Annotated in this window: 26 protein-coding genes; 13 read left to right on the top strand and 13 right to left on the bottom strand. The window is 68.1% G+C overall.

Translation table 11 applies throughout. From position 1 onward, the window contains the following. Positions 1–2: 2 nt before the first annotated feature. Positions 3–626 (bottom strand): hypothetical protein, encoded by a 624-nt coding sequence (locus ACIQTX_RS00205; RefSeq protein ID WP_402967324.1) that lies wholly within the window; start codon positions 624–626, stop codon positions 3–5. Positions 627–776: 150 nt separating this feature from the next. On the opposite strand from ACIQTX_RS00205, the gene phnD reads away from it, so the two are divergent. From phnD to ACIQTX_RS00180, 5 genes are read left to right on the top strand one after another with little or no spacing between them, the layout of a single operon-like run. Continuing rightward, positions 777–1,679: a phosphate/phosphite/phosphonate ABC transporter substrate-binding protein gene (gene phnD / locus ACIQTX_RS00200; protein WP_402967321.1), complete on the top strand. Its 903-nt coding sequence runs from the start codon at positions 777–779 to the stop codon at positions 1,677–1,679. 2 nt (positions 1,680–1,681) lie between these two features. Next, positions 1,682–2,518 (top strand): phosphonate ABC transporter ATP-binding protein, encoded by an 837-nt coding sequence (gene phnC, locus ACIQTX_RS00195; protein ID WP_402972925.1) that lies wholly within the window; start codon positions 1,682–1,684, stop codon positions 2,516–2,518. Continuing rightward, complete coding sequence (phnE, locus tag ACIQTX_RS00190) at positions 2,502–3,344, top strand: phosphonate ABC transporter, permease protein PhnE (protein WP_028501428.1); 843 nt, start codon at positions 2,502–2,504, stop codon at positions 3,342–3,344. Before phnC ends, phnE begins: the two co-directional genes overlap by 17 nt. After that, the gene (locus ACIQTX_RS00185) at positions 3,341–4,108 is read left to right on the top strand and encodes a tyrosine-protein phosphatase (RefSeq protein WP_402967318.1); all 768 of its coding nucleotides are present in this window, start codon (positions 3,341–3,343) and stop codon (positions 4,106–4,108) included. The genes phnE and ACIQTX_RS00185 overlap by 4 nt, the downstream gene beginning before the upstream one ends. After that, positions 4,105–4,737 carry a TetR/AcrR family transcriptional regulator gene (locus ACIQTX_RS00180; RefSeq protein ID WP_028501430.1) on the top strand — a complete coding sequence of 211 codons (633 nt, stop codon included), beginning with the start codon at positions 4,105–4,107 and terminating at the stop codon, positions 4,735–4,737. The genes ACIQTX_RS00185 and ACIQTX_RS00180 overlap by 4 nt, the downstream gene beginning before the upstream one ends. Here ACIQTX_RS00180 and ACIQTX_RS00175 read toward each other — a convergent pair. The 3 genes from ACIQTX_RS00175 to ACIQTX_RS00165 form a co-directional block, all read right to left on the bottom strand. Further along, a complete protein-coding gene (locus ACIQTX_RS00175; RefSeq protein ID WP_402967314.1) occupies positions 4,724–5,161 on the bottom strand; it encodes a VOC family protein in 438 nt (145 codons plus the stop codon). The genes ACIQTX_RS00180 and ACIQTX_RS00175 overlap by 14 nt on opposite strands. Before the next feature lie 39 nt (positions 5,162–5,200). After that, positions 5,201–5,551: a TraR/DksA family transcriptional regulator gene (locus ACIQTX_RS00170; protein ID WP_402967311.1), complete on the bottom strand. Its 351-nt coding sequence runs from the start codon at positions 5,549–5,551 to the stop codon at positions 5,201–5,203. A gap of 173 nt (positions 5,552–5,724) precedes the next feature. Further along, positions 5,725–8,271: an MMPL family transporter gene (locus tag ACIQTX_RS00165; protein WP_402967308.1), complete on the bottom strand. Its 2,547-nt coding sequence runs from the start codon at positions 8,269–8,271 to the stop codon at positions 5,725–5,727. A 70-nt stretch (positions 8,272–8,341) separates the two neighbouring features. On the opposite strand from ACIQTX_RS00165, the gene ACIQTX_RS00160 reads away from it, so the two are divergent. Then, positions 8,342–8,914: a TetR/AcrR family transcriptional regulator gene (locus ACIQTX_RS00160; RefSeq protein WP_402967305.1), complete on the top strand. Its 573-nt coding sequence runs from the start codon at positions 8,342–8,344 to the stop codon at positions 8,912–8,914. 18 nt (positions 8,915–8,932) lie between these two features. Here the strand turns inward: ACIQTX_RS00160 and ACIQTX_RS00155 are convergent, their stop codons facing one another. From ACIQTX_RS00155 to ACIQTX_RS00125, 7 genes are all read right to left on the bottom strand, one after another. Beyond that, positions 8,933–9,256: a cupin domain-containing protein gene (locus tag ACIQTX_RS00155; RefSeq protein ID WP_402967302.1), complete on the bottom strand. Its 324-nt coding sequence runs from the start codon at positions 9,254–9,256 to the stop codon at positions 8,933–8,935. Between the two features lie 77 nt (positions 9,257–9,333). Then, positions 9,334–9,489: a hypothetical protein gene (locus ACIQTX_RS00150; RefSeq protein WP_196802641.1), complete on the bottom strand. Its 156-nt coding sequence runs from the start codon at positions 9,487–9,489 to the stop codon at positions 9,334–9,336. Further along, positions 9,486–11,816: a phosphoribosylformylglycinamidine synthase subunit PurL gene (gene purL, locus ACIQTX_RS00145; RefSeq protein ID WP_105528338.1), complete on the bottom strand. Its 2,331-nt coding sequence runs from the start codon at positions 11,814–11,816 to the stop codon at positions 9,486–9,488. The genes ACIQTX_RS00150 and purL overlap by 4 nt, the downstream gene beginning before the upstream one ends. A gap of 103 nt (positions 11,817–11,919) precedes the next feature. Next, positions 11,920–12,300 carry a type II toxin-antitoxin system VapC family toxin gene (locus ACIQTX_RS00140; RefSeq protein WP_402967298.1) on the bottom strand — a complete coding sequence of 127 codons (381 nt, stop codon included), beginning with the start codon at positions 12,298–12,300 and terminating at the stop codon, positions 11,920–11,922. Further along, positions 12,297–12,551, bottom strand: coding sequence for a type II toxin-antitoxin system Phd/YefM family antitoxin (locus tag ACIQTX_RS00135; RefSeq protein WP_402967295.1), 255 nt, complete (start codon positions 12,549–12,551; stop codon positions 12,297–12,299). The genes ACIQTX_RS00140 and ACIQTX_RS00135 overlap by 4 nt, the downstream gene beginning before the upstream one ends. 41 nt (positions 12,552–12,592) lie before the next feature. Then, positions 12,593–12,739, bottom strand: coding sequence for a hypothetical protein (locus ACIQTX_RS00130; RefSeq protein WP_402967292.1), 147 nt, complete (start codon positions 12,737–12,739; stop codon positions 12,593–12,595). An 89-nt stretch (positions 12,740–12,828) separates the two neighbouring features. Next, positions 12,829–13,782, bottom strand: coding sequence for a helix-turn-helix transcriptional regulator (locus ACIQTX_RS00125; protein WP_402967289.1), 954 nt, complete (start codon positions 13,780–13,782; stop codon positions 12,829–12,831). A 104-nt stretch (positions 13,783–13,886) separates the two neighbouring features. Here ACIQTX_RS00125 and ACIQTX_RS00120 point away from each other — a divergent pair, with 104 nt between their 5' ends. The 5 genes from ACIQTX_RS00120 (at position 13,887) to ACIQTX_RS00100 (ending at position 17,186) form a co-directional block, all read left to right on the top strand. Further along, a complete protein-coding gene (locus ACIQTX_RS00120; RefSeq protein WP_402967286.1) occupies positions 13,887–14,342 on the top strand; it encodes a VOC family protein in 456 nt (151 codons plus the stop codon). A gap of 367 nt (positions 14,343–14,709) precedes the next feature. Continuing rightward, on the top strand, positions 14,710–15,906 hold the full coding sequence (locus ACIQTX_RS00115) for a MalY/PatB family protein (RefSeq protein WP_402967283.1): 1,197 nt from the start codon (positions 14,710–14,712) through the stop codon (positions 15,904–15,906). 97 nt (positions 15,907–16,003) lie between these two features. Then, positions 16,004–16,234, top strand: coding sequence for a hypothetical protein (locus ACIQTX_RS00110; RefSeq protein ID WP_105528349.1), 231 nt, complete (start codon positions 16,004–16,006; stop codon positions 16,232–16,234). A gap of 35 nt (positions 16,235–16,269) precedes the next feature. Then, positions 16,270–16,992, top strand: a complete 723-nt coding sequence (locus ACIQTX_RS00105; protein WP_402967279.1) for a 3-keto-5-aminohexanoate cleavage protein — start codon at positions 16,270–16,272, stop codon at positions 16,990–16,992. Positions 16,993–17,027: 35 nt separating this feature from the next. Next, positions 17,028–17,186 carry a hypothetical protein gene (locus tag ACIQTX_RS00100; protein ID WP_181157048.1) on the top strand — a complete coding sequence of 53 codons (159 nt, stop codon included), beginning with the start codon at positions 17,028–17,030 and terminating at the stop codon, positions 17,184–17,186. Positions 17,187–17,286: 100 nt separating this feature from the next. On the opposite strand, the gene ACIQTX_RS00095 is transcribed toward ACIQTX_RS00100, so the two are convergent. Next, entirely contained in the window at positions 17,287–19,680 is a 2,394-nt protein-coding gene (locus ACIQTX_RS00095; RefSeq protein WP_402967276.1) for a M1 family aminopeptidase, read from the bottom strand. A 313-nt stretch (positions 19,681–19,993) separates the two neighbouring features. On the opposite strand from ACIQTX_RS00095, the gene ACIQTX_RS00090 reads away from it, so the two are divergent. Then, complete coding sequence (locus ACIQTX_RS00090) at positions 19,994–20,770, top strand: hypothetical protein (RefSeq protein ID WP_402967273.1); 777 nt, start codon at positions 19,994–19,996, stop codon at positions 20,768–20,770. 39 nt (positions 20,771–20,809) lie between these two features. Then, entirely contained in the window at positions 20,810–21,286 is a 477-nt protein-coding gene (locus ACIQTX_RS00085) for a hypothetical protein (RefSeq protein WP_402967270.1), read from the top strand. A gap of 83 nt (positions 21,287–21,369) precedes the next feature. Here the strand turns inward: ACIQTX_RS00085 and ACIQTX_RS00080 are convergent, their stop codons facing one another. Beyond that, the gene (locus tag ACIQTX_RS00080; RefSeq protein WP_402967267.1) at positions 21,370–22,371 is read right to left on the bottom strand and encodes an SDR family NAD(P)-dependent oxidoreductase; all 1,002 of its coding nucleotides are present in this window, start codon (positions 22,369–22,371) and stop codon (positions 21,370–21,372) included. Between the last annotated feature and the right edge of the window lie 68 nt (positions 22,372–22,439).

Here is a 22,439-nt window from a genome sequence, read left to right as displayed (position 1 = left end):
GGTCAGCGCAGCTGCGGCACCGCGGTCTGCGGATCGCGCACGATTCCTTCGAGGGCTTCGCGCAGGGCGGTCGCGCGCTCGGGGACGCTCGGGAGGGCGACCTCGGCGCACCGTCGGGCCAGATCCGCGTCACCGATCAGGCCGGCGACCCGCGCCCAGGTGAGAAGGTGCGCGGGGTGCGGGGGAGCGTCCGCCGCCGCACGGGCAGCCTCGTGGAAGTCCTCGGGCCAGTGGGTGAGCGGGCCGAAGAAGGCATTCGACTGCCGGTCCCACTCGGAGACGAGGAACGCGACCGACTCGGAGGCCTCTTCCGGATTGGAGCCGTAGACGAAGTCGGGGTCGTGGTCATTGCGGAAGCCGGGGATGACCGACGACCGCCACGCGCAGTCGGCTTCCCGGATCTTCGCCGGATCGATCGCATGACGCGACACGTCGCCGAGCAGGGTGAGATGCACGCCCAGGTCGACGCGGAACACCCCACGCCGCGGCTGATGCACGACCTCCACGACGTGGGCGACCGGGGAGTCGACGCGACGCAGCACGTCACCGCTGCGCACGAATCCCTGGGTCTTCAGAAGCGGGTAGAACTGCGCGCGCAGGAGGGCTGCCGTCGTCTGCTTGTCCATACAGGAATCGTAGCCAGGCGGGTGTCGACACCGTCCGTTCACGTAGCGTTCCATTCGGAGTACGGCGGTCTCGTAATTGCCCGTCATCTTCGGGAGTTGGAATACCGATGTTCTCGGAATACCGAGACGTCTTCCTCCCGAAAGGTCATCATGCGCCGCTTCACCCTGCCCGTCGTCGGCCTCCTGGGCGTCGCCGCCCTCGCTCTCACCGCCTGCCAGAGCCCGACCGCCGAGGCGGCTCCGGCTGATCCCGACGCCCCCATCACGATCGCCACCATTCCTGTCGGCGAGGACCCCACCGCCGAGAACCCGATCGAGGTGTTCGCCGAGCTGCTGGAAGCGGCGACCGGCCGCGACGTCGAGATCACCGACGTGCCCGACTACCTCAGCGTCGTCGAGGCCATCCGCGCCGACCACGTCGACATCGGCATCATGAGCGGGTTCCCGTCTGCGCTCGCCGTCAACACCGGCGAGGTGGATGCGCTGGTCGCGTTCCAGGGCGACGGCAAGCCTGTCTCGACCTGCGTGGTGCTCGAAGACTCCCCCATCCAGACCGTCGAAGACCTCGCGGGCAAGACGGTCGCGTTCGCCGACCAGGCCTCCAGCTCCGGATACTTCATGCCGGTCTACATGCTGCATGAGGCGGGGCTCGAGCAGGGCACCGACTACGAGGCCATCTTCGCGGGTGGCCACGAGGGCAGCTTCGCGGCGCTGGAGCAGGGACAGGTGGATGCCGCATGCACGGCCGTCATGCTGACGCAGCTCGGCGCCCCGATGTTCCCCTTCGCCGACGGCGAGTGGCGTGCAGTCGGTGAGAGCCCGGCGATGGACATCCAGGGTGCCGTCCTCGGTCGCCAGTCGCTCGACGCTGAGACTCGCAAGGTGATCCAGGACGGCATCGCTGAGGTGTTCTCGCCCGCGAACGCCGAGCGCCTCGGAGCCTACGGTGCCTTCGCAGCCGCCCCGCAGACGGTCGACCCGAAGAGTGCCGACTTCCAGTCCTTCGCCGAGATTGCCGCTGTCGCGGGCGTCGAGCTCAAGGACCTCAAGTGACCATGTCCACCCCGCGCCTCGCGCACCACGCTTCTCCCGCTGAGGTGCGCACCCCCACAGCCGAACTCCGGCAGGCGCTCCCGCTCGTCACCGTCCGCGGCTTGCAGGTCGCGTATGACGAGAACACTGTGCTCGACGGCGTCGACCTCGACCTCTTCCCCGGCGAGATGGTCGCGCTGCTCGGTGCCTCGGGGTCGGGCAAGTCGACGCTGATGCGCAGCCTCACCGGGTTCGCACCGATCGCGGCCGGCTCGGTGCGGGTGGCCGGGCACGACGTCACGAACCTCGGCCGTGGTGAGCTGCGGACCCTCCGCTCCGAGGTCGGGCAGGTGTTCCAGCAGTTCAACCTGATCCCACGGCTCAGCGTCATGACCAACGTGCTCACCGGAGCCCTGCACGGCGCCGGGTCGATCAACCTCGCCGGCGGGTTCTCGACCGCACACCGTCGGCGGGCGCTGGAGCTGCTCGACCGGGTCGGCATCGCCCACAAGGCATCCGCTCCTGCGCGCTCGCTCTCGGGCGGACAGCAGCAGCGGGTCGCGATCGCCCGGGCGCTCATGCAGCAGCCGAAGGTGATCCTGGCCGATGAGCCGGTCGCCTCGCTCGATCCGAAGCTCGCGGGCTCGGTGCTCGACCTGCTGCGGGAGATCGCCGCACAGGACGGCATCCCCGTGCTGGTGAGTCTGCACGTGCTGCCGCTCGCGCTCGCACACAGCGACCGGATCGTCGGGCTGCGGCACGGCGAGATGCTCGTCTCGGGCGTGACCTCGCAGCTGGATGCCGCGGCACTCGAATCGCTGTACGACGACGAGGAGCACGGCGATGACCACGACCACTGAACCGCGAACCGACCGCGCAGCCCGTCCTGCGCTCGACGCCGCGGAGCGCGCCCGCCTCGAGTCGGCGTTCCGGGTGCCGCGCGCCCGCTTCCTGATCGGGCTGCCGATCGCCGTGCTGGTGCTGATCTGGTCGTTCAACGGCGCCCAGTTCAACTTCGTGAAGCTCGGCGAGGGCGCGATCAACATGGGCGAGTTCCTGTCGCGCCTGTTCCCGCCCGACTTCTCGAAGATCGGCACCATCCTCGCGCTGCTGCTGGAGACGTTCCAGATGGCCGTCGTCGGCACGGTGCTCGGGGCGGTGCTGTCGCTGATCGTCGCGTTCGGGGCCACGTCGACCCTCGCGCCGAAGTGGCTGTACTACCCGACGCGCTGGGTGATGAACATCATCCGCTCGGTGCCCGATCTGGTCTTCGCGCTCATGTTCGTCTCGGCGGTCGGGCTCGGTCCGTTCGCCGGCATCCTGGCCATGACGCTCGGCTCCATCGGTTCGATCGGCAAGATCTTCGCCGAGGCGATGGAGCAGGTCGACCGCGGACCGGTCGTCGCGATGGAGGCGGTCGGCGCCTCGAAGCGGCAGGTCATCCAGTACGGAATCCTGCCGCAGGCCGCACCGCTGCTCACCTCGTACACACTGCTGCTGTTCGAGGGGAACGTGCGAGGGGCGACCATCCTCGGTCTCGTCGGCGCCGGCGGCATCGGTCTCGAGCTGACGACGGCCATGCGCATGTACGACTACGGCCACCTCAGCGCCATCATCATCTGCATCATCGTGCTCGTCACGGTGATCGACCAGGGCAGCGCCCTCATCCGAAGGAGAATCACATGACCATCATCGACACCGAACTCGTCCTCAGCGCGCCGGTCAATCTGCGCGACCTCGGCGGCATCGCGATCGACGGCGGCGTCCTTCGCGAAGGTCTCGCCATCCGCACCGATGACCTCGCGTACGTCACCTCGGAGGTGGCAGACGAGCTCGTCGCCCGCGGCCTCACCGCCATCATCGATCTGCGCTCGCCGCTGGAGGTCTCGGTCACGGGACGCGGCCCCCTCGGTGAGCACCCGGTCGCGTACCACCACCTGCCGCTCATCGCGGATGTGGGGGAGTCGATGGGCGAGAAGGCGCCGGCGCTGAGTCACGAGACCATGGGCCTGATGTACCAGCGCATGGTCGCGAGCGCGGCACCGCAGCTGGTCATCGCGCTCAACGTGATCGCGCACACCCCGGGGGCTGCGGCCTTCCACTGCGCCGCCGGTCGCGATCGCACGGGAGTTCTCGCGGCCATGCTGCTGCTCGCCCTGGGCGCGGCAGACGAGGACATCGTCACCGACTACGCGCGCACCGGAGACAACATGGTCGCGATAATGGCGCGTACCGCCCCCGTGATGGGCGCCATGTGGAAGGCGCTGGGTTTCGACGCCGACGCTCTCGACAAGTCGTCCTCCCTGCTCGAAGGCTCGATGGACGTCTCGATGCGCAGCCTGCTCGACACCCTCCGCGCACAGCACGGCGACCCGCTGACGCCGCTGCGCACCGCGGGGCTGTCCGATGCCACGATCGCCCGGCTGCGTGAACGGGCGCTGGGCGCGTGACGCCGACGACGACGGATGCCGGGGCCGCGGTTCGCCGCCGCCCCGGTCGTCCGCGCGATGAGGAGATCGACGGGCAGATCGTCGCGGCGACACTGGAGATCATCGACGCGGGCGAGGAGGTCACGGTGTCGCGGGTGGTGGCTCGCAGCGGGGTGAGTCGCGCGGCCCTGTATCGGCGCTGGCCGTCGCTCACGCTGCTGATCGCGGCCGCGCTCGACGTCGGGCGCGAGGTGCCGCCGGAGTACCCCGCCGATGCCGACCTGCACGAGGTACTGCTCGCCGGTCTCGGGCTCGGGGCCGATGGCGTCGCACCCTCGGCGCCCGGATACTCCGAGGAACGGTTCCGGCAGCGCATCCGCCTGGTCATGGCTGATCGTGCTCTCCAGAAAACGTACTGGGAGTCGCACGTGTCGCGACGACGGGTGCCCCTGCAGAACGCGCTCCGCACGGGGATCGCACGGGGCCAGCTGCGTGCCGACCTCGACATCGAAGCCTGCTTCGACGCCATCGCCGGCGTCGCGTATTACCAGCTCGTGGTGCGAGGAGACCGGATCAGCGATCCCGCGGTCGTGGCCCGATTGCGCGCCGCGATCGAGGTGATCTGGCGCGGGATGGTCAGCTCTTCGTGAGGTCTTGTGCGAGCATCAGGACGATGCCGCTCGGGCCGCGCAGATACGTGAGCTTGTAGACGTCCTGGTAGTTCGCGACGCCGCGGAGCGGGTGGTAGCCGTGGCGGGCGGCGATCGCGAGTGACTCGTCGATGTCGTCGACCGAGAAGGCGATGCGGTGCATACCGATCTCGTTCGGCTGCGTCGGCTCGGTCTCGATCGCGTCGGGGTGGATGTACTCGAACAGCTCGATCTGGCCGTGCCCGTCGGGCGTCTGCAGCACCGCGATCTTGGCGTGGTTGCCGTCGAGCCCGACCGCGGTCGACGCCCACTCTCCGCTGACCTCGTCTCGCCCGAGCACGGTGAGGCCCAGGTCGGTGAAGAAGGAGATGGTGGCTTCCAGGTCGCGGACGGCGATGCCGACGTTCTCGAGTGTGATGGGCATGGGTCGGATGCTACTCGCGATCCTCGCTCGCGTCAGGGGTCAGTGCCCGAGTTCCTCGGCGCAGACGACGCAGTACTCGGCGAACGGTCGAGCCTCCAGTCGCCCGGCCGGGATCGGCTTCCCGCAGTTGGCACAGATCCCGTAGGTGCCGGCATCCACCCTCGCCAGCGCATCGTCGACCTGGCGCAGTTCGGAGGCTGCGGCCTCGGCGAGCCCGGTCAGCCGCGACCACTCCGACGACAGCGTGACACCCTCGGGGTCGTGCTCATCGTCGTCGTTCGAGCCCGCCCGGTCGTGAGTGAGCTCGTCGAGCGTCGCGGCCGTCGCCTGCACCCGCGCCTCGGCCTGAGCGCGCAGTGCGAGCAGGCGGTCACGGGCGTCGGCGGTCATGCGCCCACTCTAGGCAGCGCCACCGACGTCGGGGCCGCGCTGCCCGTCAGGATCGCACTGTGGGGTCGCACTGTGCGTCAAGAGGAGAACTCCGCGTCGGGAGGAAGCTTTCGCCCAATCCCTCCTCCTGACACGGAGACCTCCGCCTCACGCGGTGCGCTGCCGAGCCCCCGCTAGGCGGAGGTCCGGGTCGTCGGCACCGAGTCGGTCGTGGTCGGAACGGCCACGGCCTTCATCCCGGGGTGGTCGCGCTCGAGCGCAGCACCCTCCATGTCGACGTTCGGCAGGATGCGGTCGAGCCAGCGCGGCAGCCACCAGGCCGAGCGTCCGAGCAGGTGCATGAGCGCGGGCATCAGCAGCATCCGCACCACGAACGCGTCGAGCAGCACGCCGAACGCGAGGCCGAATCCGATCGAGCGGATGATCGTCGACTCCGAGAAGATGAACCCGCCGAACACCGACACCATGATGAGGGCTGCGGCGATCACGACCGAGCGTCCGGCGCGGAAGCCCTGGGCGACGGCATCGCGCGCCGAGGCGCCGTGCACATACGCCTCGCGCATGCCGGAGGCGAGGAACAGCTGATAGTCCATCGCGAGCCCGAACAGGATGCCGACGAGGATCACCGGCAGGAAGCTCAGGATCGGCCCGGTGCTGTGCAGTCCGATGATCTCGGCACCCCAGCCGAACTGGAACACCGCCACGATCAGGCCGTACGTCGCGAACAGCGAGAGCACGAACCCACCTGTCGCGATGAGCGGCACGAGCAGCGAGCGGAACACCACGATCATGATGAGGAGCGAGAGTCCGACCACGACCACGAGGTACAGCGGCAGGACTCCGGCCAGTGCCTCGGAGATGTCGATGTTGATCGCCGCCTGACCCGCGACGCCGAGCGTGATGCCGTCGCCCACCTCGGGCATCGAACGGAGGTCCTGCACGAGCTTCTCGGTCGAAGCGCTGTTCGGGCCCTCCTCGGGCACGACCTGGAACGCGAGAAGCGTGTTGTCGTCGGATGCTGCGATCGGCGCGACCGCCACCACGTCGTCCTGATCCGCGATGGCCTGGGCGATCGTGACCTGCGTGGAGAGCAGGTCGTCGTCGCTGACCGCGTCGTCGAGGGTCGCCGTCACGAGGAGCGGTCCGTTCGCACCTTCGCCGAACTGCTCGTCGACGGTCTGGAAGGCGCGGTAGCTGGTGGAGTCGCTGGGCTCGCTCGATCCGTCGGGCAGCCCGAGCCGCATCGACATCGCGGGGATCGCGATGATCAGCAGGGCGACGACGCTCACGAGCGCGGTGACGATCGCGCGGAGGGTCGACATGCGCTTCACGGGCTTGCCCGCAGCGTGCTCCTGGCCGATCGTGGCGCGGGCGCGACGGCTGAGCAGGCGCGCGCCGACGAGCCCGAGAATCGCGGGTGCGAGGGTGATCGCGACGAGCACGGCGACCGCGACGCAGACCGCGCCGACCGTGCCCATGAGGCCAAGGAACGGCACGCCGGTCACGTTGAGCGCGAGCAGTGCGACGATCACGGTCGTGCCGGCGAACACGACGGCCGTGCCGGAGGTTCCCGTGGCGAGGCCGATGGATTCGCGCACCGGGACCCCGGCGAGCAGCTGCTTTCGGTGTCGATTGACGATGAAGAGCGAGTAGTCGATGCCGACCGCGAGGCCGAGCATCACACCCAGGACCGGGGTCACCGACGCCATGTTCACCACGCCGGAGAAGGCGAGGGATGCCGTGACGCCGACCCCCACGCCGACGATGGCCGTGACGATCGGGAGAGCGGCGGCGAGGAGCGAGCCGAGCATCACGATGAGGACGATCGCGGCGAACACGAGCCCGACAGCCTCGCCGACGCCGAAGATCTCGGGGACGCCCTGCGCGATGTCGGTGCCGAAGTCGACCTCGACGCCGTCGATCGGAGCCGACTCGAAGTGGTCGATCGCGCCCTGCTTCACCTCTTCGGAAAGCTCGAGGCGCGGGTCGACGAACGAGATGTTGACGATGGCGGTCGATCCGTCTTCGGAGACCACGCCGATGCCGTCAGCAAGGTCGAGGAGGGTCGAGCCCAGCTCCACCTGGTCGGCGTTGTCGTCGAGCGCGATGCGCGATTCGTCGAGCTGTGCGTTCTGCGCCGAGAGCTGGGCGAGCTGTGCGTTCACGGCCGCGATCTGGGCGTCGAGGGCGGCGAGCTGGGCGGAGCCGGCGCCGGACTGCTCTGCCTGGGCGCGGGCCGCCGTGAGCTGCGTGAGACCGTCGTTGAGCTGGGCTCTGCCGGCGTCGAGCTGCGTCTGGGCGGCATCCAACTGCGTGCGCCCGTCGGTGATCTGAGTCTGGCCGTCGGCGAGCTTCTGCGCCTGGTCGTCCTGCTGCTTCTGCGCGTCGAACGGATCGATCACCCGTGCGACGCCGTCGAGATCTTCGGCGCTCACGGCGAGGTCGGAGATGGCCTCCTTCTGCTCGTCGGTGAAGGGCGATCCGTCTTCGGTCTTGTACACGACCGTGCCCGTGCCGCCGGCGGTGTCGGGCAGCTTGTCGGCGAGCTCATCGATCACCGCACCGGAGGCGGTGCCCGGGATGTCGAAGCTGTTGCTCAGTGTGCCGCCGAGGGTGAGGAAGGCGCCGACGCCGATGCCGAGGATCAGGACCCACGAGACGATCACCGTCCAGGCCTTGCGAGCAGCGAACGAACCCAGACGGTAGAGCAGTGATGCCACAGTGGTCTCCTTCAGACTCGAAAGATCATACGGCACGTCTCGTCTAGGGATCTTTGACTATCCTGAATGCATGGTCAACGAGCATCGGAGCGGGCCCGTGCGCAGCACCGCGGCGCGCGAGGCGATCCTCGATGCGACCTCGCGACTGTTCCATGCGCAGGGGTACGACCGGCTCACGATCGAGGGCATCGCCAAGGAAGCCGGGGTCGGCAAGCAGACCATCTACCGCTGGTGGCCGTCGCGCGGCGCGCTGATCGCCGACTGCCTCGTGGACGGGCGCCTCATCCCCGTGGACTTCGACGTGCCAGACACGGGTGACCTGTTCGCCGACGTCGAGACCTGGTTGCAGTCGGTCTTCGGAATCCTCGCCAGCACGCAGGGCCAGGCGTTGCTGCAGTCGCTGGTCGCGGCCGCCGCCGAAGATGCCGCGGTCGGTGCCCACCTCGGCGGAAGCCTCGGCGTCGAGCAGCACCTGTCCGAGCGGCTGCGGGGCGGGATCCGCGACGGTCAGCTGCCGGAAGATGCACCGATCGCGCAGATCGGCCGGGCGATCCTGGGTGCGATCATCGTGGAATCGCTGGGTCGCGAGAGCCACGGACCCGACGGGATCATCGAGCTGGTCCGGTACCTTTTCACGCGTTGAGCACTCGGTGTTCTCCCGCTACTCGAGCCACTCCGTGACGAAGCGGTCGTTCGCGTGGATGTGCGTGGCCTCGTACGTGCCGCCGTCGAGCACCTCGAAGCGATGCGAGTCGAGCGCGGGGACGACGAGGATCTGCCCTCCCGTGCCGACCATCTGTTCCTCGCCGACGGTGAACAGGGCGCGGCCCTGGTGGATCACGAACGTCTCGACGTAGGGATGCCGGTGCAGGCGGGGTCCTCGGCCCGGTGTCGTGATGAACTCGCGCATGACGCTCACGGGCGAGCCGAGGAGATACCCCTCGATGTCTTCGTCTCGGGCGACGTCAACCGGCTGGATGCTCATGCTGCCTCCGTTCCCGCCCGAGGGTACGCCTTGGGAAGGGAGCGGTCGAGCCCGGGCGGTGCCGGGTCGAGTGAGCCTCAGCCGAGGAGCAGCGTGATCACGGTCGCGCCGCCACCGCCGAGGATGAGCGCGATGATGACGGTCCAGGCGATGATGCGGATGCGCCGGTTACGCTTCTCGCCCAGGTCGCCGTAGTCCTCTTCGTTCGGGTTCTGGCGGCTGACGTCGCTCATGCGCTGGCCTGTTCCGTGACGGTCGGACCGAAGTACGAGGGGAGGGTGGCCTGTGAGCGCTCGCGCAGCTCGGCGGCCGAGATCGTGAAGACGTCCTGCACCTCGAGCTGCGGTTCGGTGTCGGTCACGCCGATGCGTGCCACCGGGTAGTTGCGCCCCTCGCAGAGGCCGCGGAACTTGACGTCGTCTTCGCGCGGAACGGTCACCAGCACGCGGCCGGTCGACTCGGAGAACAGGGCGGATGCAGCATCCACTCCGTCGCGTTCGATGATCTCGTTCAGCCAGACGCGTGCACCGACGCCGAAGCGCATGACGCCCTCGGCGAGAGACTGCGCGAGGCCGCCCTCGGAGAGGTCGTGCGCCGAGGAGATCAACCACTCGTCGCGGGCAGCCGAGAGCAGACCTGCGAGGCGCTTCTCGCCCGCGAGGTCGACCTTCGGAGGCAGACCGCCGAGGTGGTCGTGCACCACGTCGGCCCAGGCCGAACCCGAGAGCTCGGTCGAGGTGGTGCCCAGCAGGTAGATGTTCTGACCCTCGTCCTGCCATCCGGAGGGGATGCGGCGCGAGACGTCGTCGATGATCCCGAGCACGCCCACGAGCGGGGTCGGGTGGATCGGCACATCGCCGGTCTGGTTGTAGAACGAGACGTTGCCGCCGGTGACCGGGGTGCCGAGCTCGTAGCAGCCGTCGGCCAGACCGTCGACCGTCTGGCCGAACTGCCACATGACCTCGGGGTTCTCAGGAGAGCCGAAGTTGAGGCAGTCGGTGATGGCGGTCGGCACTGCGCCGGTGACGGCGACGTTGCGGTACGCCTCGGCCAGAGCCAGCTGCGCGCCGGCGTAGGGGTCGAGCTGGCAGTAGCGGCCGTTGGCGTCGGTCGAGATCGCGAAGCCGAGGCCCGACTCCTCGTCGACGCGGATCATGCCGGCGTCGTCGGGGAAGCTCAGGGCGGTGTTGCCGAGCACGAAGTAGTCGTACTGGTTGGTGATCCAGCTCGTGTCGGCCAGGTTCGGAGAGGCGACGAGGGCGAGGAACTGCTCGCGCAGCGTCTCCGGGTCGTTCGCGCGGGGAAGGTTCTCCGCGGCGTCCGCCTGCAGGGCATCGATCCACGTCGGGTAGGCGACCGGACGGTCGTAGACGGGGCCGTCGACCGCGACCGTCGAGGGGTCGACGTCGACGATGCGCTCGCCCTGCCAGTCGATGATGAGGCGGCCGTCACCGGTGACCTCGCCGAGCACGGAGGTCTCGACCTCCCACTTGTTCACGACCGCGAGGAACGCGTCGAGCTTCTCGGGGGCGACGATCGCCATCATGCGCTCCTGCGACTCCGACATGAGGATCTCCTCGGCCGTGAGCGTGGGGTCGCGCAGCAGCACGTTGTCGAGCGAGACCTTCATGCCGCTGTTGCCGTTGGCCGCGAGCTCGCTGGTCGCGCAGGAGATGCCGGCGGCACCGAGGTCTTGGATTGCCTCGACGAGCTCGCCACGGTACAGCTCGAGGCAGCACTCGATGAGCACCTTCTCGGCGAACGGGTCGCCCACCTGCACTGCTGGACGCTTGGTCGGGCCGGTGGAGTCGAAGGAGTCGGAGGCCAGGATGCTCGCGCCGCCGATGCCGTCGCCACCCGTGCGAGCGCCGAACAGCACGACCTTGTTGCCGACGCCGGTCGCGTTGGCGAGCTTGAGGTCTTCGTGACGCAGCACGCCCACCGCGAGCGCGTTCACGAGGGGGTTGGCCTGGTAGACGGAGTCGAAGACCGTCTCACCGCCGATGTTCGGGAGCCCGAGGCAGTTGCCGTAGAAGCTGATGCCGCTGGTCACGCCGTGCACGACGCGGGCGGTGTCTGGGTGGTCGATCGCACCGAAGCGCAGGGCGTCCATGACCGCGACCGGGCGCGCGCCCATCGAGATGATGTCGCGGACGATGCCGCCGACGCCGGTCGCCGCACCCTGGAAGGGCTCGATGAACGACGGGTGGTTGTGCGACTCGGCCTTGAAGGTGACGGCCCAGCCCTCGCCGACGTCGACGACGCCCGCGTTCTGGCCCATGCCCACCATCAGGCGTTCCTTCATCTCGTCGGAGACCTTCTGGCCGAAGCGGCGCAGGTAGTTCTTCGACGACTTGTAGGAGCAGTGCTCCGACCACATGACGGAGTACATCGCCAGCTCGCCCGAAGTGGGGCGGCGGCCGAGGATCTCCTTGATGCGCTCGTACTCGTCGGGCTTGAGTCCGAGGGCCGCGTACGGCTGCTCCTTCTCGGGCGTCGCGATCGCGTTCTCGACGGAGTCGGGGACGTGCTGGTGGGAAGGTGCAGGGGCGGTGGTCACGCGCACTCCAAAGGAAGGGGCCGGCGGGGCAGCTTCAGTCTACCGGCGTGGGTGAGGCGGCTCTCCCGCGGGGGCTTCCGTTCGCAGGGCGACGGCGCTGCGCTCACGAGAGGTCAGCGAGAGGTAGCCCGTGCGTGCGTGCCGCCGCCGCGAGTTCGTTGTCATAGGTGAGAACTGACGTGACCACGTCGCTCAGTTCGATTGCCGTTGCCAGGTGCAGGGCGTCGAGAGTGCGCAGGCCACTGCGGAGGCGGATGGCACGGGCCATCGTGTCTTCGTCGAGGGAGACGAGCGCGACTCGATCGAGCAGGTCATCAGCGCTCCCGTGATCGAGGGAACGTCGATCTGCCACGGCGTGCAGCTCGACGGCGAGGAGGCGGGAGGCGACGAATTCTGATCCGGCGCCGAAGGCATCGACGAGCGCTGAGGTCTCTGCTTCGTGGACGAGTGCCTTCACGGCCGCCGAGGCGTCGAGGTAGATCACACGCTGTCCGCGCGGAGGTCGTGGAGGACCTCTGCGGTCGGCACCGTGTCGAGAACCGGAGCGTTGGTGAGAGGCCCGCTCTTCGTCGGGAGCGTCACGCGCCCGCTGGCGATCATGCGTGTCCATGCCGTCTCGGCCGGGGGCGTCAGCTCCGCGATCGGACGACCACGATCCGTCACCGTCAGATGCTCGCCCGCGGTGACGCGCGCCAGCACCCGCGCTGTCTGCTGATTGAGTTCCGTCTTCGTCACTGTCCCCATCCTTCGACTTTACGGCGTAACTACTAGAAGTACTAGATATCTGTGGTGCGGATCTGGGTTCGCAGCCGATCGAAATACGCGTGATTCACTTCGGACCCGTCGCCCGAGGTGATTCCGTCCATCACCAGCCGTCGCATCTTCTCGTCGGCTGTTTCATCTCCCGGCAGATCCTTCGTCATCGGGCCATTCAAGCGAACGGGAGGTGCTGTGGCCACCCGATCAAGGAGGTTGTTCCGGGATATGGGGATACGTCCTACCAACGGGTGGATCAGGAGGACGAGTCGCACGCCGCGGCCAAGCGCTCCGCTAGGGCATTCGCCGCCTCCCGCAGCGCTGGGGGACCGACCACGGTGAAAGCCGCGTCGAAGCGTGCGACCGAGGCGAGCACCCCTGTCCACGACCACGACCCGATCGTCACTCGGCACGATCCGTCGGCGAGCTCCTCCAGTTCCCCGTCGCCGACCCAGGGCGCGATGTCGCGGGCAGGGAGCGAGATCACGACCTCCCCCACGCACGGCCACCGATCCTCGGCCGTCGACCCCTTGGCCTGCGCGGCGAGATATGTCTCGGCATCCGCGGCGGGCAGCGGGCGCGGGGTGAACGACGGCCCGGTCGGGATGCGCGGATGCATCCGGTCGAGCCGGAACGTGCGCCAGTCGTCAGCTTCCAGGTCCCACGCCAGCAGGTACCAGCGCCCCTCTCGTGCCACCACGGCGTGCGGCTCGGTGCGGCGGGCCGGGCGGTCCTGCGCGGGGCCGTAGTCGAAGCGCAGCACCTGGCGGTCGCGGACAGCTGCGCTCGCCGCCTCCAGCACCGCCGGGTCAACCCTGGTCGGGTTCTCGGCGCCGGTGAAGCGGATGCCGTCGACACGGTGTCGCAGCCGTGAGGGCATCACCTGGCGCACGGTGGCGAGGGCCCGCGCCGCACCTTCGTCGATGTCGATGCCGCTCGACGGCACGGTCTGCAGCGCCACCGCGATCGCGACCGCCTGGTCGTCGTCGAACAGCAGTGGCGGAAGTTCCGACCCGGCCGCGAGCCGGTAACCGCCGTCCGGCCCCTTGATCGCGCCGATCCGGTAGCCCAGCTCGCGGAGCCGGTCGACGTCGCGGCGCACCGTGCGCGGGCTCACCTCCAGACGCTCGGCGAGGACCTGACCCGGCCAGTCCCGCGGCGTCTGCAGCAGCGAGAGCAGCGCGAGCATGCGTGACGAGCTTCCGGTCATGGATGCAGTCTGCCCGAAGTAGAGGACAGAAACAGACCTATACCCCTGTGATCGTGGTCTCCACACGGTTCCGAACGGCGGAGCGCACACGAAGGAGAAACCTCATGACCATCACGACGACCACGCACCTGAACTTCCGCGGCACGGCACGTCAGGCGCTCGAGTTCTACCAGTCGGTGTTCGGCGGCGAGATCACGGCGGCCACGTATGGGCAGTTCGGTATGCCCGAGGGAGTGCCCGGCTTCGACAAGATCGTGTTCGGGCAGCTCGAGTCCGACGGCGGTATCCGGCTGATGGCGTACGACATCCCCGGGCACGACGACGCGGACCCGGCGACTATCGCGGGTAGCACGCACCGCGAGAACGGCGCGACCATCACCGACCGCACCTTCTTCCAGTCGCTGCGGGCCGACTCCCTCGACGAGATCCGCCGCTACTGGGACGGTCTGACCGAGGGTGCCACCATCGTCGAGCCCCTCGCGGCGTCTGAGTGGTCGGCCGGCTTCGGCATGCTCACCGACCGGTTCGGCGTGACCTGGGTGCTCGACGTCGCCAGCTGAGCGTCGGTCGCGTCTGCGCACCGGACGGATGCAGGGAGCAGGAACGGATGCAGGGAGAATCGCCGCGTTCTGCCCCTGCATCCGTCCTTTCTCCCGACGGGTTGCACCGAGCTCCCGACATGTGGACCGAGCTCGCGACAGGCGCACGGAGCTCCCGACATGCGCACCGAGCTCCCGACACCGCACCGATGCGGACGGCGGCATCGGGGCGAGCTGCTGTCACGGATGGAAACGCGAGATGCGAGGGCGCGGGGCCGTCCGTAGATTGGTCGGGTCCCGCTGTGAATGGAGTTCCCCGTGTCCGAGATCCACATCCCGCACCTGTCCTGTACGGGCGCCGTCGGCTGAGCCGGCGGAGATCACGACCATGACTGCGGACCGTTCCTCGCACCCGTCGCATCCGTTCGATGCGCGCACCCGCCTGTACCTCGATCGGCCGCAGAGCCGCAAATGGAGCCTGCACCCCGGACACATCGGGGCGTGGGTGGCGGAGATGGACTTCGGGGTCGCGCCCGAGATCGCAGAGGCACTGCACCGGGCGATCGACGACGAGAACCTCGGATACCTCTCGCCCCCGCAGGCCGCGGAGCTGGGGGAGGCGACTGCTGACTGGATGCGCGACGAGTACGGCTGGGCCGTTGATCCGGAACGCGTGCATCCGGTGTCCGATGTGATGGCCGCGCTCGGTGTGGCCGTGCAGGAGTACGCGCCGGCCGGGTCGCCCGTGATCGTGCCGACTCCGGCATATATGCCGTTCTTGACATACCTGCCCGCGATCGGGCATCCGGTGATCGAGGTTCCCGGCGTCGAGGTCGACGGGCGCTGGCAGCACGACCTGCAGCGCATCGATGAGGCGTTCGCCGCAGGGGCGCGGACATTCGTGCTCTGCAACCCGCACAACCCGACTGGGACGATCGTCGGACGTGAGGAGCTCGAGGCGATCGCCGAGATCGTCGAGCGGCACGGCGGGCGGGTCTTCGCGGACGAGATCCACGCGCCGCTGCGCTACGACGGTGCGCCGTTCGTCCCGTATGCGTCGGTGTCGGAGGCGACGGCCGCGCACACCGTCACGGGGACGAGCGCGTCGAAGGCGTGGAACATCCCTGGGTTGAAGACTGCGCAGTTGATCACCTCGAACGATGCCGACCAGGAGTTGTACAAGAGGTTCGGCTTCGCGGTGCAGCACGGCGCGTCGACCCTCGGTGTCGTCGCCTCGACGGCCGCGTATCGGTCGGGCAAGCCCTGGCTGACGGATGTGATCGAGTACCTCGACGGGTCGCGGCGTGAGCTCGCATCGCTGGTGGACGAGCATCTGCCCGGGGCCGTGTATCGCGTGCCCGAGGCGACATACATCGGGTGGATCGACACCTCCGCGTTGGAGATTCCGGGACCGCCGGCCGAGTTCTTCCGGGAGCAAGCCGGGGTCGTGCTGACCGAGGGCCGTCTGCTCGGGCGCGGTGCCGAGGGCTTCGTCCGAGTCGTGTTCGCGACTCCTCGCCCGATCCTCGAAGAGGCGTTCGCGGCGATGGGTGATGCGGTGCGTCGGGCTGGTCTCGCGGCCTAATCGACGGCGTGGGCGGATGCCGGTTCGAAGGCTGTCAAGGGGCTTCTTCGATGTCGGTCGTCTGACGTAGAAAGGGATGCGAGAGAAGGGATCCCTCATGGCTGCAGGCGATATCGAGACGTTCCACCGCAATGGCATCTGGTTCAACCGCATCGAGGGTGAATCGCAGACGTTGGGCAGCAGCTTCGTGAGCGAAGACGAGGCGGTGAAGGTCGGTCGCAGTGCGGCGGTCGCGCGTCAGGTCGAGCACACCGTGCGCACCGAAGAAGGGCCGTCGACGGACTCCCACGCCTACGACCTGCACCCGCGCGAGCTGATCGGCCGATGACGTCGGCTGGTCCTGATTCCCACGCCGGGCGAAGGATGCTGTTGCAGGCATGCGTCAACGGCGCCCGCGATGCGGTCGAGCACCCGTGGTTGAGCGCTGATGCGACCGTGGTCGCAGACGACGCCGCGCGGGCGGTGGCTGCCGGGGCGCACGAGGTGCATGTGCACCCGAAGGATGCGACAGGCCGAGACAGTCTCGCCGCCGATGATGTCGCGCGCTGGGTGTGGGCGATCCGGGCGGCAAGCCCTGGTGTGCCGGTCGGGGTGACCACAGGAGCGTGGGCCGAGCCCGACGTCGAGCGTCGTCTTGCCGCGATCGAGGCCTGGACGGAACTGCCCGATCACGCATCCGTCAACTGGCATGAGGCCGGTGCCGACGAGGTGGCCGCACTGCTGCTGCGGCGCGGAGTCGCGGTTGAAGCCGGGCTGTGGGATGCCGCCGGTTTCGAGGTGTGGAAGCGTTCGCCCATGCGAGGAGACTGCTTGCGGGTGCTGATCGAGTTGCCTGATGAGCCAGCGCAGACGGTGCGAGATCATGCCGAGGCGATGATCGCGCACGTCGAGCTCGAAGAACCCGGCCTCCCGATCCTGCTGCATGGAGAGGAAGGTTCGACCTGGCCGGTGTTCGATCTGGCGGTCGAGCTCGGGCTGGCTTCGCGGATCGGGCTGGAAGACACTCTGCTCCTTCCCGACGGGAGCACCGCGCCGGGGAATGCGGCTCTGGTGCGCGCGGCGGTCGGGCGGATGCGGGGAGCCTGACCGCCTCGAACCGCGAACTGCGTCATCCTGGGGCCATGTTCGCCGACTCTCTGCTCCCCCTCTTCCTTCTCAACATCGCGTTCGTCCTGATCGGGATCCTCATCCTGTGGCTGGTGATCTACTCGGCCGTGCGCGCGGCGCTGACTTCACACCGTCAGGCGACGGCGCGGGACAGACAGTCCGGTCCGAGCTGACAGGGAGTAGGGCCGGCTTCGTCGCTTTGAGGACATCGAGCGTTGACGCAGAACGCCCCGCCGAGGTCGGCGGGGCGTTCTGTTGCGTACTGGTGAAGTCCTACGCGGCGTCGATGCGGTGGCGACGACGGTGGGCGACGAATGCTCCGCCCAGCAGGAGCAGCAGCAGGCCGACGACCGCGCCGCCGATGGGCAGTTCCGCGCCTGTCTGACCGAGCTGGCCGGTGCCAGGATCAGCGGCACCGCCGGGAGTCGTGGCTCCACCGCCCGGGGTCGTGGTTCCTCCGCCCGGGGTGGTGGTTCCACCGCCCGGAGTGAGGGCAGGACCCACGGCCGCGGTGGCCGCACTCGTCACCGAGCTGCTGAGGAACCCGTCGAGTGTTCCGGTCACGGTGACGGTGATCCGCTTGCCGAGGGCGCTCGCCGGAATGACGAACTGGGCGCTCGGCGCGGCCGCACGGGCCAGGCTCACGACCGGTTCGCCGTCGATCTCCCAGGAGTAGCTGAGCGACGTGCCGGCCGGCCAGCCCTCCGAGGTCGCGGTCAGCGTCTGGCCGACGGCGGCGGTGCCCGTGATCGTCGGAGGTGTTGTCGGTGCGAGCGCCTCCAGGACCGTCAGATCGGCCACGCAGGTGATGCAGGTGCCGCCGAGGCTCGCGACGCGCGCGGTCGCCGAGAACGCACCGCTCGGTGCATCCTCGTCGACCTCGATCGTGAACTGGGTGTGGGCCGACGACCCCGGTGCGACGACGCCCGCGGGCACGTTCCAGGTCAGGGTGGTGCCGTCGAGGACCGTTCCTGCAGGCGTGGTCGTCAGCGAGGCCCGCGACAGCACATCGCTGAGGTCGACTGTCACCACAGACGAGGCGAGCGGCACCCGACCCGTGTTCGCGGCGCTGAGGGTGTAGGTGGCGGTGTCACCGACGCCGAGAGGTTCCGCGGGGGCCGTCAGAGACACCGACAGCTTGTCGGGCCAGGCGGGCTTGCCGGGCTCGAGGATCCAGTCGTTCCAGAGCGCGGTGATGTCGCGTCCGGAGATCTCTTCGGCGAGCGCCTTGAGGTCGGCGCTGGTGCGGCTCTGGCCTGCGAAGCGCGTCTGCCATTCCTTGATCAGGGCGAAGAAGGCGTCATCGCCGATCGAGATCTTCAGCGCCTCCCAGAACTGTGCGCTGCGGGTGTAGGTCTGGTAGTCGTAGAGCGTATTCGAGGCGGTCTGTGCTCCCGGGGGGATGTTCCAGTCTGCGCTCGACGAGGCCTTGTTGTTCCACGAGTTGAAGTAGTTCTGCTCGGTGCTCGCGCCTCCACCGAAGCCCGCGGCGCTGTTGTAGTGGGTCGGACCCCAGGTGGCCATGCCCTCGCCGATCCAGATGTCGGTCCAGGTCGTCGGTGCGACGTTGTTGCCGTACCACTGGTGGACGAGCTCATGGATGAGGGTGTTGCCGTTGACGGATCCCACGCTCGGGAAGAACGATCGGTCCTGCGTCTCGAGTGCGTAGTTGACGCCGCTGGGAACAGTGTCGACGATCACGCCCGTGCTGTTGCCGGGGTAGGGCCCGTACATGCTCTCGAGGTTGCGGGTGATGGTCTCGAGCTGCGCGACCCGGTTGCGGATGGTGGTCTTGTTGGCATCGCTGAGGCCGGAGTCCATGAAGGACCAGGAGGGGATGGTGCGGCCGTCGGACAGAGTGATTGAGCCCTCGATCACGTCGAAGCGCCCGATCGCGATGACCGCGAGCTCTGAGGCCATCGGCTTGTCCTGACGCCACACCCAGGTGGTGCGGTCGCCCGAGACGGTCTTCGACTTGAGCTCGCCGTTGCTGGCGACGGCCGCGTCACCCTGCACGCCGGACACGTCGGCGAGCACCGATGGGGCATCCACCGAGATCGTGTAGGTCGCCTTATCGCTCGGGGTGTTGTTGTGGGGGAAACCGGCCATCGTGCCGATCGGCTGTCCGAGGAGGATCGCGCCGTCGTTCGTGCCGTTCCAGCCTTCGAAGGCGCCGTCGCTGTCGACGTGGACCACCGGTGTGCCGCTGTAAGTGACGGCGACTGTGAACTCCCCGTCGACCGGGGTCGGCAGCGTGACGGTGAGCTTGTATTTGTCCGTGGCCGGGTTGATGTCGCGCGACCAGCTGGCCGGGACGCCGTTGACGGTCACTCTGGAGACCGTCATGCCTTCGAAGTCGAGGGAGAACTGGTGCAGCGGGGCGAGGGCGCGGGCGGTCATCGTCGTCGTGGCGGTGGTGATTTCACCCGTTACCAGTCCGTCGGCGACACCGGTCGGACTCCAGCTGAGGGAGACGTCGTAGTCGAGGGCGTCGTAGCCGCCGTTGCCGACGTTCGGGAACATCGGGTCGCCAGAGGTGCGAGGCCCGGCGATGGAGTCGGCGGCGGCCGCGGGCAGGGAGGTCGCGAGGAGGGATCCGGCGAGGAGAGCGGTGACCGGAAGAATCGCGATCAATCGTCGACGGCTGGCAGCGGTCAGTCGAGGCATGGGTGCTTTCGGATAGGCAGAACGCGGGCGACCGGTCACGTCGTCGTGGTGCGGGGAGGCTTGTGGCCATGGAGACACGTATGAAACCTATGGAACGTATGTTTCGGAAATATATCGTGCCGCTCACGGTTCGGTCGCGTCGGATCTTTCTGTTCGTGGACCTGGGGATTGTTCGACCCTGTCCAGGAGGCGGGGTGGGGTGGGATGGTTCTGGCGTGCGGGAGTTCTCGGGTGTGACGGCTCCCCGGTATCCGCCATCTCAAAGCGGTAACGACGGCGTTCTCGGCCAGAGGCGGCCGATACGGTGAGCCTGATGAAAACTCCACTCCGCGTCGCGGCGGCTGTCGCTGCTGTTCTGCTTTTGACCTCCTGCAGCTCCCCCGCTCCATCGACGGAGAAGGCGCCGGTGTCATCGACACCGGTTGCCGCCGAGGGTGTCGAGGCCCCGGCCGCGGTGGATTCGCTTCCGTTCAACGCCGGTGGCCTGCTCGGCACGAACGTGGCTCCGAACTTCGAAGACGGCGAGCCCGGAGAAGTGTCCGTCGTCCAGGTCGGCCCGCTGGAGAAGCCCGGTCTGGGCGCGGTCCTCCTCTTCGCTTTCCGCAACAACACGGCAGAAGCTGTCGCCCACGTCGACTGGACAGCCACCGCGCGTAGCGACGGAGCGATCGTCTCGACAGGGTCGAGCCAGGGGACGATTCCGGCATTCGTGCAGCCCGGGGAGGTGGGGCTCTCCTACATCTACTTCGAGAACGGCGAAGTCATCGCCGACGGCGCCGACTACGAGTTCTCGGTCAACACCATCCCGGCGGAAACCTCGCCCTACAACACTGCTCCTCTGACGGTCGAAGAGGCGAACATCTCCGGGAGCGCGATCGTCGGCGCTGCCGCCAACAAGACGGGTGTCGACACGACGGGACCCTATGGCGTGAACATCTTCTGTTTCGAGGGTGACGCCATCGTCTCGCAGCACCAGGGGTTCACCGAACAACAGGAGCTCGCCGATGGGGCCACGGGTACTTTCACCGTCGACCTCTATGGCGAAACGTGCGACAGCTACGCCGTCGGCGTCGGTGGCTACTTCTCCTGAACGATCGCTTCCGCATACATCACGACTCGAAGGAATCCAGTGAACACCAACACCAGCAAGGCAGCCGCCGCGATCGCCCTCCTCGCACTGATCGGTTTCGGCACGGTCGCTTGCTCAGCTCCGGCCGAGCCCGCGGACACGAAGACTGACTCTTCGTCGGCCGCTCCGGAAGAAGTGGATGAGGCGCCCGAGCCGGTCGATCTCACCGGTGAGTGGAAGCAGACGAACTCCAATGACGCAGAGAGCTTCCAGTCCGCCACGATCACTGCCGACACGATCGAGGTGTTCTGGAATGCGCCCGACACCAAGTCTCTGTACTGGGCGGGCACGATCGAGGTGCCGGCCGACGGATCGACATCTTTCGCATGGGACTCCGTGAACGACAAGACGAAGACGGATACCGCGATGCTGGCTTCTGGTGACGACACCAAGGCATTCACCTTCGAGAATGGTGAACTGTCGTACGAGGTCACCGCGCTCGGAACGACGATGACGGTCAGGCTCGCGCAGGAGTGACCTGATCGTCGCCTGTGCGACTCCCCGGACACGCGAAACGCCCCGCCGTTCGGGTCGGCGGGGCGTTGGTCTCGCGGTGCGGCTTACTGCACCGACCATCCGCCGTCCGAGGCGAGGATGGCGCCGTTGATGTTCACGGCGTCGTCCGACAGCAGGAATGTGATGGATGCCGCCAGGTGCTCCGCCATCGCCACGGTCGGGATGGACTGCTGGAACGGGGCAAGGCGGCCGGAGCCGTACTCGGACATGTTCGGGGGCATCGGGATGCCGGTGGCGACGCCGCCCGGGGCGACGGAGTTCACGCGGATGCCCTTCGGCCCGTACATGAAGGCCGCCGACTTGGTGACGCCGATGATGCCGTGCTTGCTGGCCGTGTAGGCGTTGCCCGAGGCGTTGCCGCGCAGGCCCGCCTCGCTCGAGACATTGAGGATCGAGCCGCGCCCGGCTGTCTCCATGACGGGGATGACCGCGCGCATGAGCTTGAACGGAGCGGTCAGGTTGATCGCGATCACGCGGTCCCAGACGGCGTCGGGAGTCTCGCCCGCGGGGGAGAAGTCGTCGTTGATGCCGGCGACGTTCGCGAGGCCGTCGATGCGGTCGCCCGCAGCGGTGAGCACCGCGTCGATCGCGTCCTGCTTGGTGAGGTCGCCCGCGACCGTGACGATGTCGGCATCCGGAAGCTCTGCTTTGAGGGCGTCGAGCTTCTCGGCGGCGATGTCGCTGGCGATCACGCGTCCGCCTTCGCGGGCGATGCGCGAGGCGGTGGCCTTGCCGATGCCGGATGCGGCGCCCGTGACGATCACGGTCTTGCCGGCGAAGCGGCCGGAGGTGACCTTCTCGGTCCAGCCCTCGGAAGCGTCGTCTTCGGGGATCTCGCCGCCGTTGGCCGCACGCACGAGGTCGTCGACGACCGACTGGGGCATGGCGCCCTGGCTCATCGCGACGAGCTGCTGCAGGGGAAGGCCCAGCACGGGGGTGAGCAGCTCGGGGTCGGCGCCCGTCTGCTGGAAGAGTCCGCGGATGAGGGGCCCGCCGGTCGGGTCGTTCATCCAGTCGCCGATGGTGGAGTGTGCGGTGAGGGCCATGCTCTTTCTCCTTGTTCGGGTCTTCTAGTTTCGCAACGGTGCGTCTACTTATGTTCCAGTGTACGCCT

Source organism: Microbacterium sp. NPDC090281 (genome assembly GCF_044769635.1).
Taxonomy (GTDB): Bacteria; Actinomycetota; Actinomycetes; order Actinomycetales; family Microbacteriaceae; genus Microbacterium.
This window is presented reverse-complemented; position numbering and strand designations above follow the sequence as displayed.

Bases quoted from the DNA above. Each gene is read 5' to 3' on its own strand.
- ACIQTX_RS00205 (WP_402967324.1), bottom strand. From the start codon at position 626: ATGGACAAGCAGACGACGGCAGCCCTCCTGCGCGCGCAGTTCTACCCG.
- phnD (WP_402967321.1), top strand. From the start codon at position 777: ATGCGCCGCTTCACCCTGCCCGTCGTCGGCCTCCTGGGCGTCGCCGCC.
- phnC (WP_402972925.1), top strand. From the start codon at position 1,682: ATGTCCACCCCGCGCCTCGCGCACCACGCTTCTCCCGCTGAGGTGCGC.
- phnE (WP_028501428.1), top strand. From the start codon at position 2,502: ATGACCACGACCACTGAACCGCGAACCGACCGCGCAGCCCGTCCTGCG.
- ACIQTX_RS00185 (WP_402967318.1), top strand. From the start codon at position 3,341: ATGACCATCATCGACACCGAACTCGTCCTCAGCGCGCCGGTCAATCTG.
- ACIQTX_RS00175 (WP_402967314.1), bottom strand. From the start codon at position 5,161: ATGCCCATCACACTCGAGAACGTCGGCATCGCCGTCCGCGACCTGGAA.
- ACIQTX_RS00170 (WP_402967311.1), bottom strand. From the start codon at position 5,551: ATGACCGCCGACGCCCGTGACCGCCTGCTCGCACTGCGCGCTCAGGCC.
- ACIQTX_RS00160 (WP_402967305.1), top strand. From the start codon at position 8,342: ATGGTCAACGAGCATCGGAGCGGGCCCGTGCGCAGCACCGCGGCGCGC.
- ACIQTX_RS00155 (WP_402967302.1), bottom strand. From the start codon at position 9,256: ATGAGCATCCAGCCGGTTGACGTCGCCCGAGACGAAGACATCGAGGGG.
- ACIQTX_RS00150 (WP_196802641.1), bottom strand. From the start codon at position 9,489: ATGAGCGACGTCAGCCGCCAGAACCCGAACGAAGAGGACTACGGCGAC.
- ACIQTX_RS00130 (WP_402967292.1), bottom strand. From the start codon at position 12,739: ATGACGAAGGATCTGCCGGGAGATGAAACAGCCGACGAGAAGATGCGA.
- ACIQTX_RS00125 (WP_402967289.1), bottom strand. From the start codon at position 13,782: ATGACCGGAAGCTCGTCACGCATGCTCGCGCTGCTCTCGCTGCTGCAG.
- ACIQTX_RS00120 (WP_402967286.1), top strand. From the start codon at position 13,887: ATGACCATCACGACGACCACGCACCTGAACTTCCGCGGCACGGCACGT.
- ACIQTX_RS00115 (WP_402967283.1), top strand. From the start codon at position 14,710: ATGACTGCGGACCGTTCCTCGCACCCGTCGCATCCGTTCGATGCGCGC.
- ACIQTX_RS00110 (WP_105528349.1), top strand. From the start codon at position 16,004: ATGGCTGCAGGCGATATCGAGACGTTCCACCGCAATGGCATCTGGTTC.
- ACIQTX_RS00105 (WP_402967279.1), top strand. From the start codon at position 16,270: ATGCTGTTGCAGGCATGCGTCAACGGCGCCCGCGATGCGGTCGAGCAC.
- ACIQTX_RS00100 (WP_181157048.1), top strand. From the start codon at position 17,028: ATGTTCGCCGACTCTCTGCTCCCCCTCTTCCTTCTCAACATCGCGTTC.
- ACIQTX_RS00095 (WP_402967276.1), bottom strand. From the start codon at position 19,680: ATGCCTCGACTGACCGCTGCCAGCCGTCGACGATTGATCGCGATTCTT.
- ACIQTX_RS00090 (WP_402967273.1), top strand. From the start codon at position 19,994: ATGAAAACTCCACTCCGCGTCGCGGCGGCTGTCGCTGCTGTTCTGCTT.
- ACIQTX_RS00080 (WP_402967267.1), bottom strand. From the start codon at position 22,371: ATGGCCCTCACCGCACACTCCACCATCGGCGACTGGATGAACGACCCG.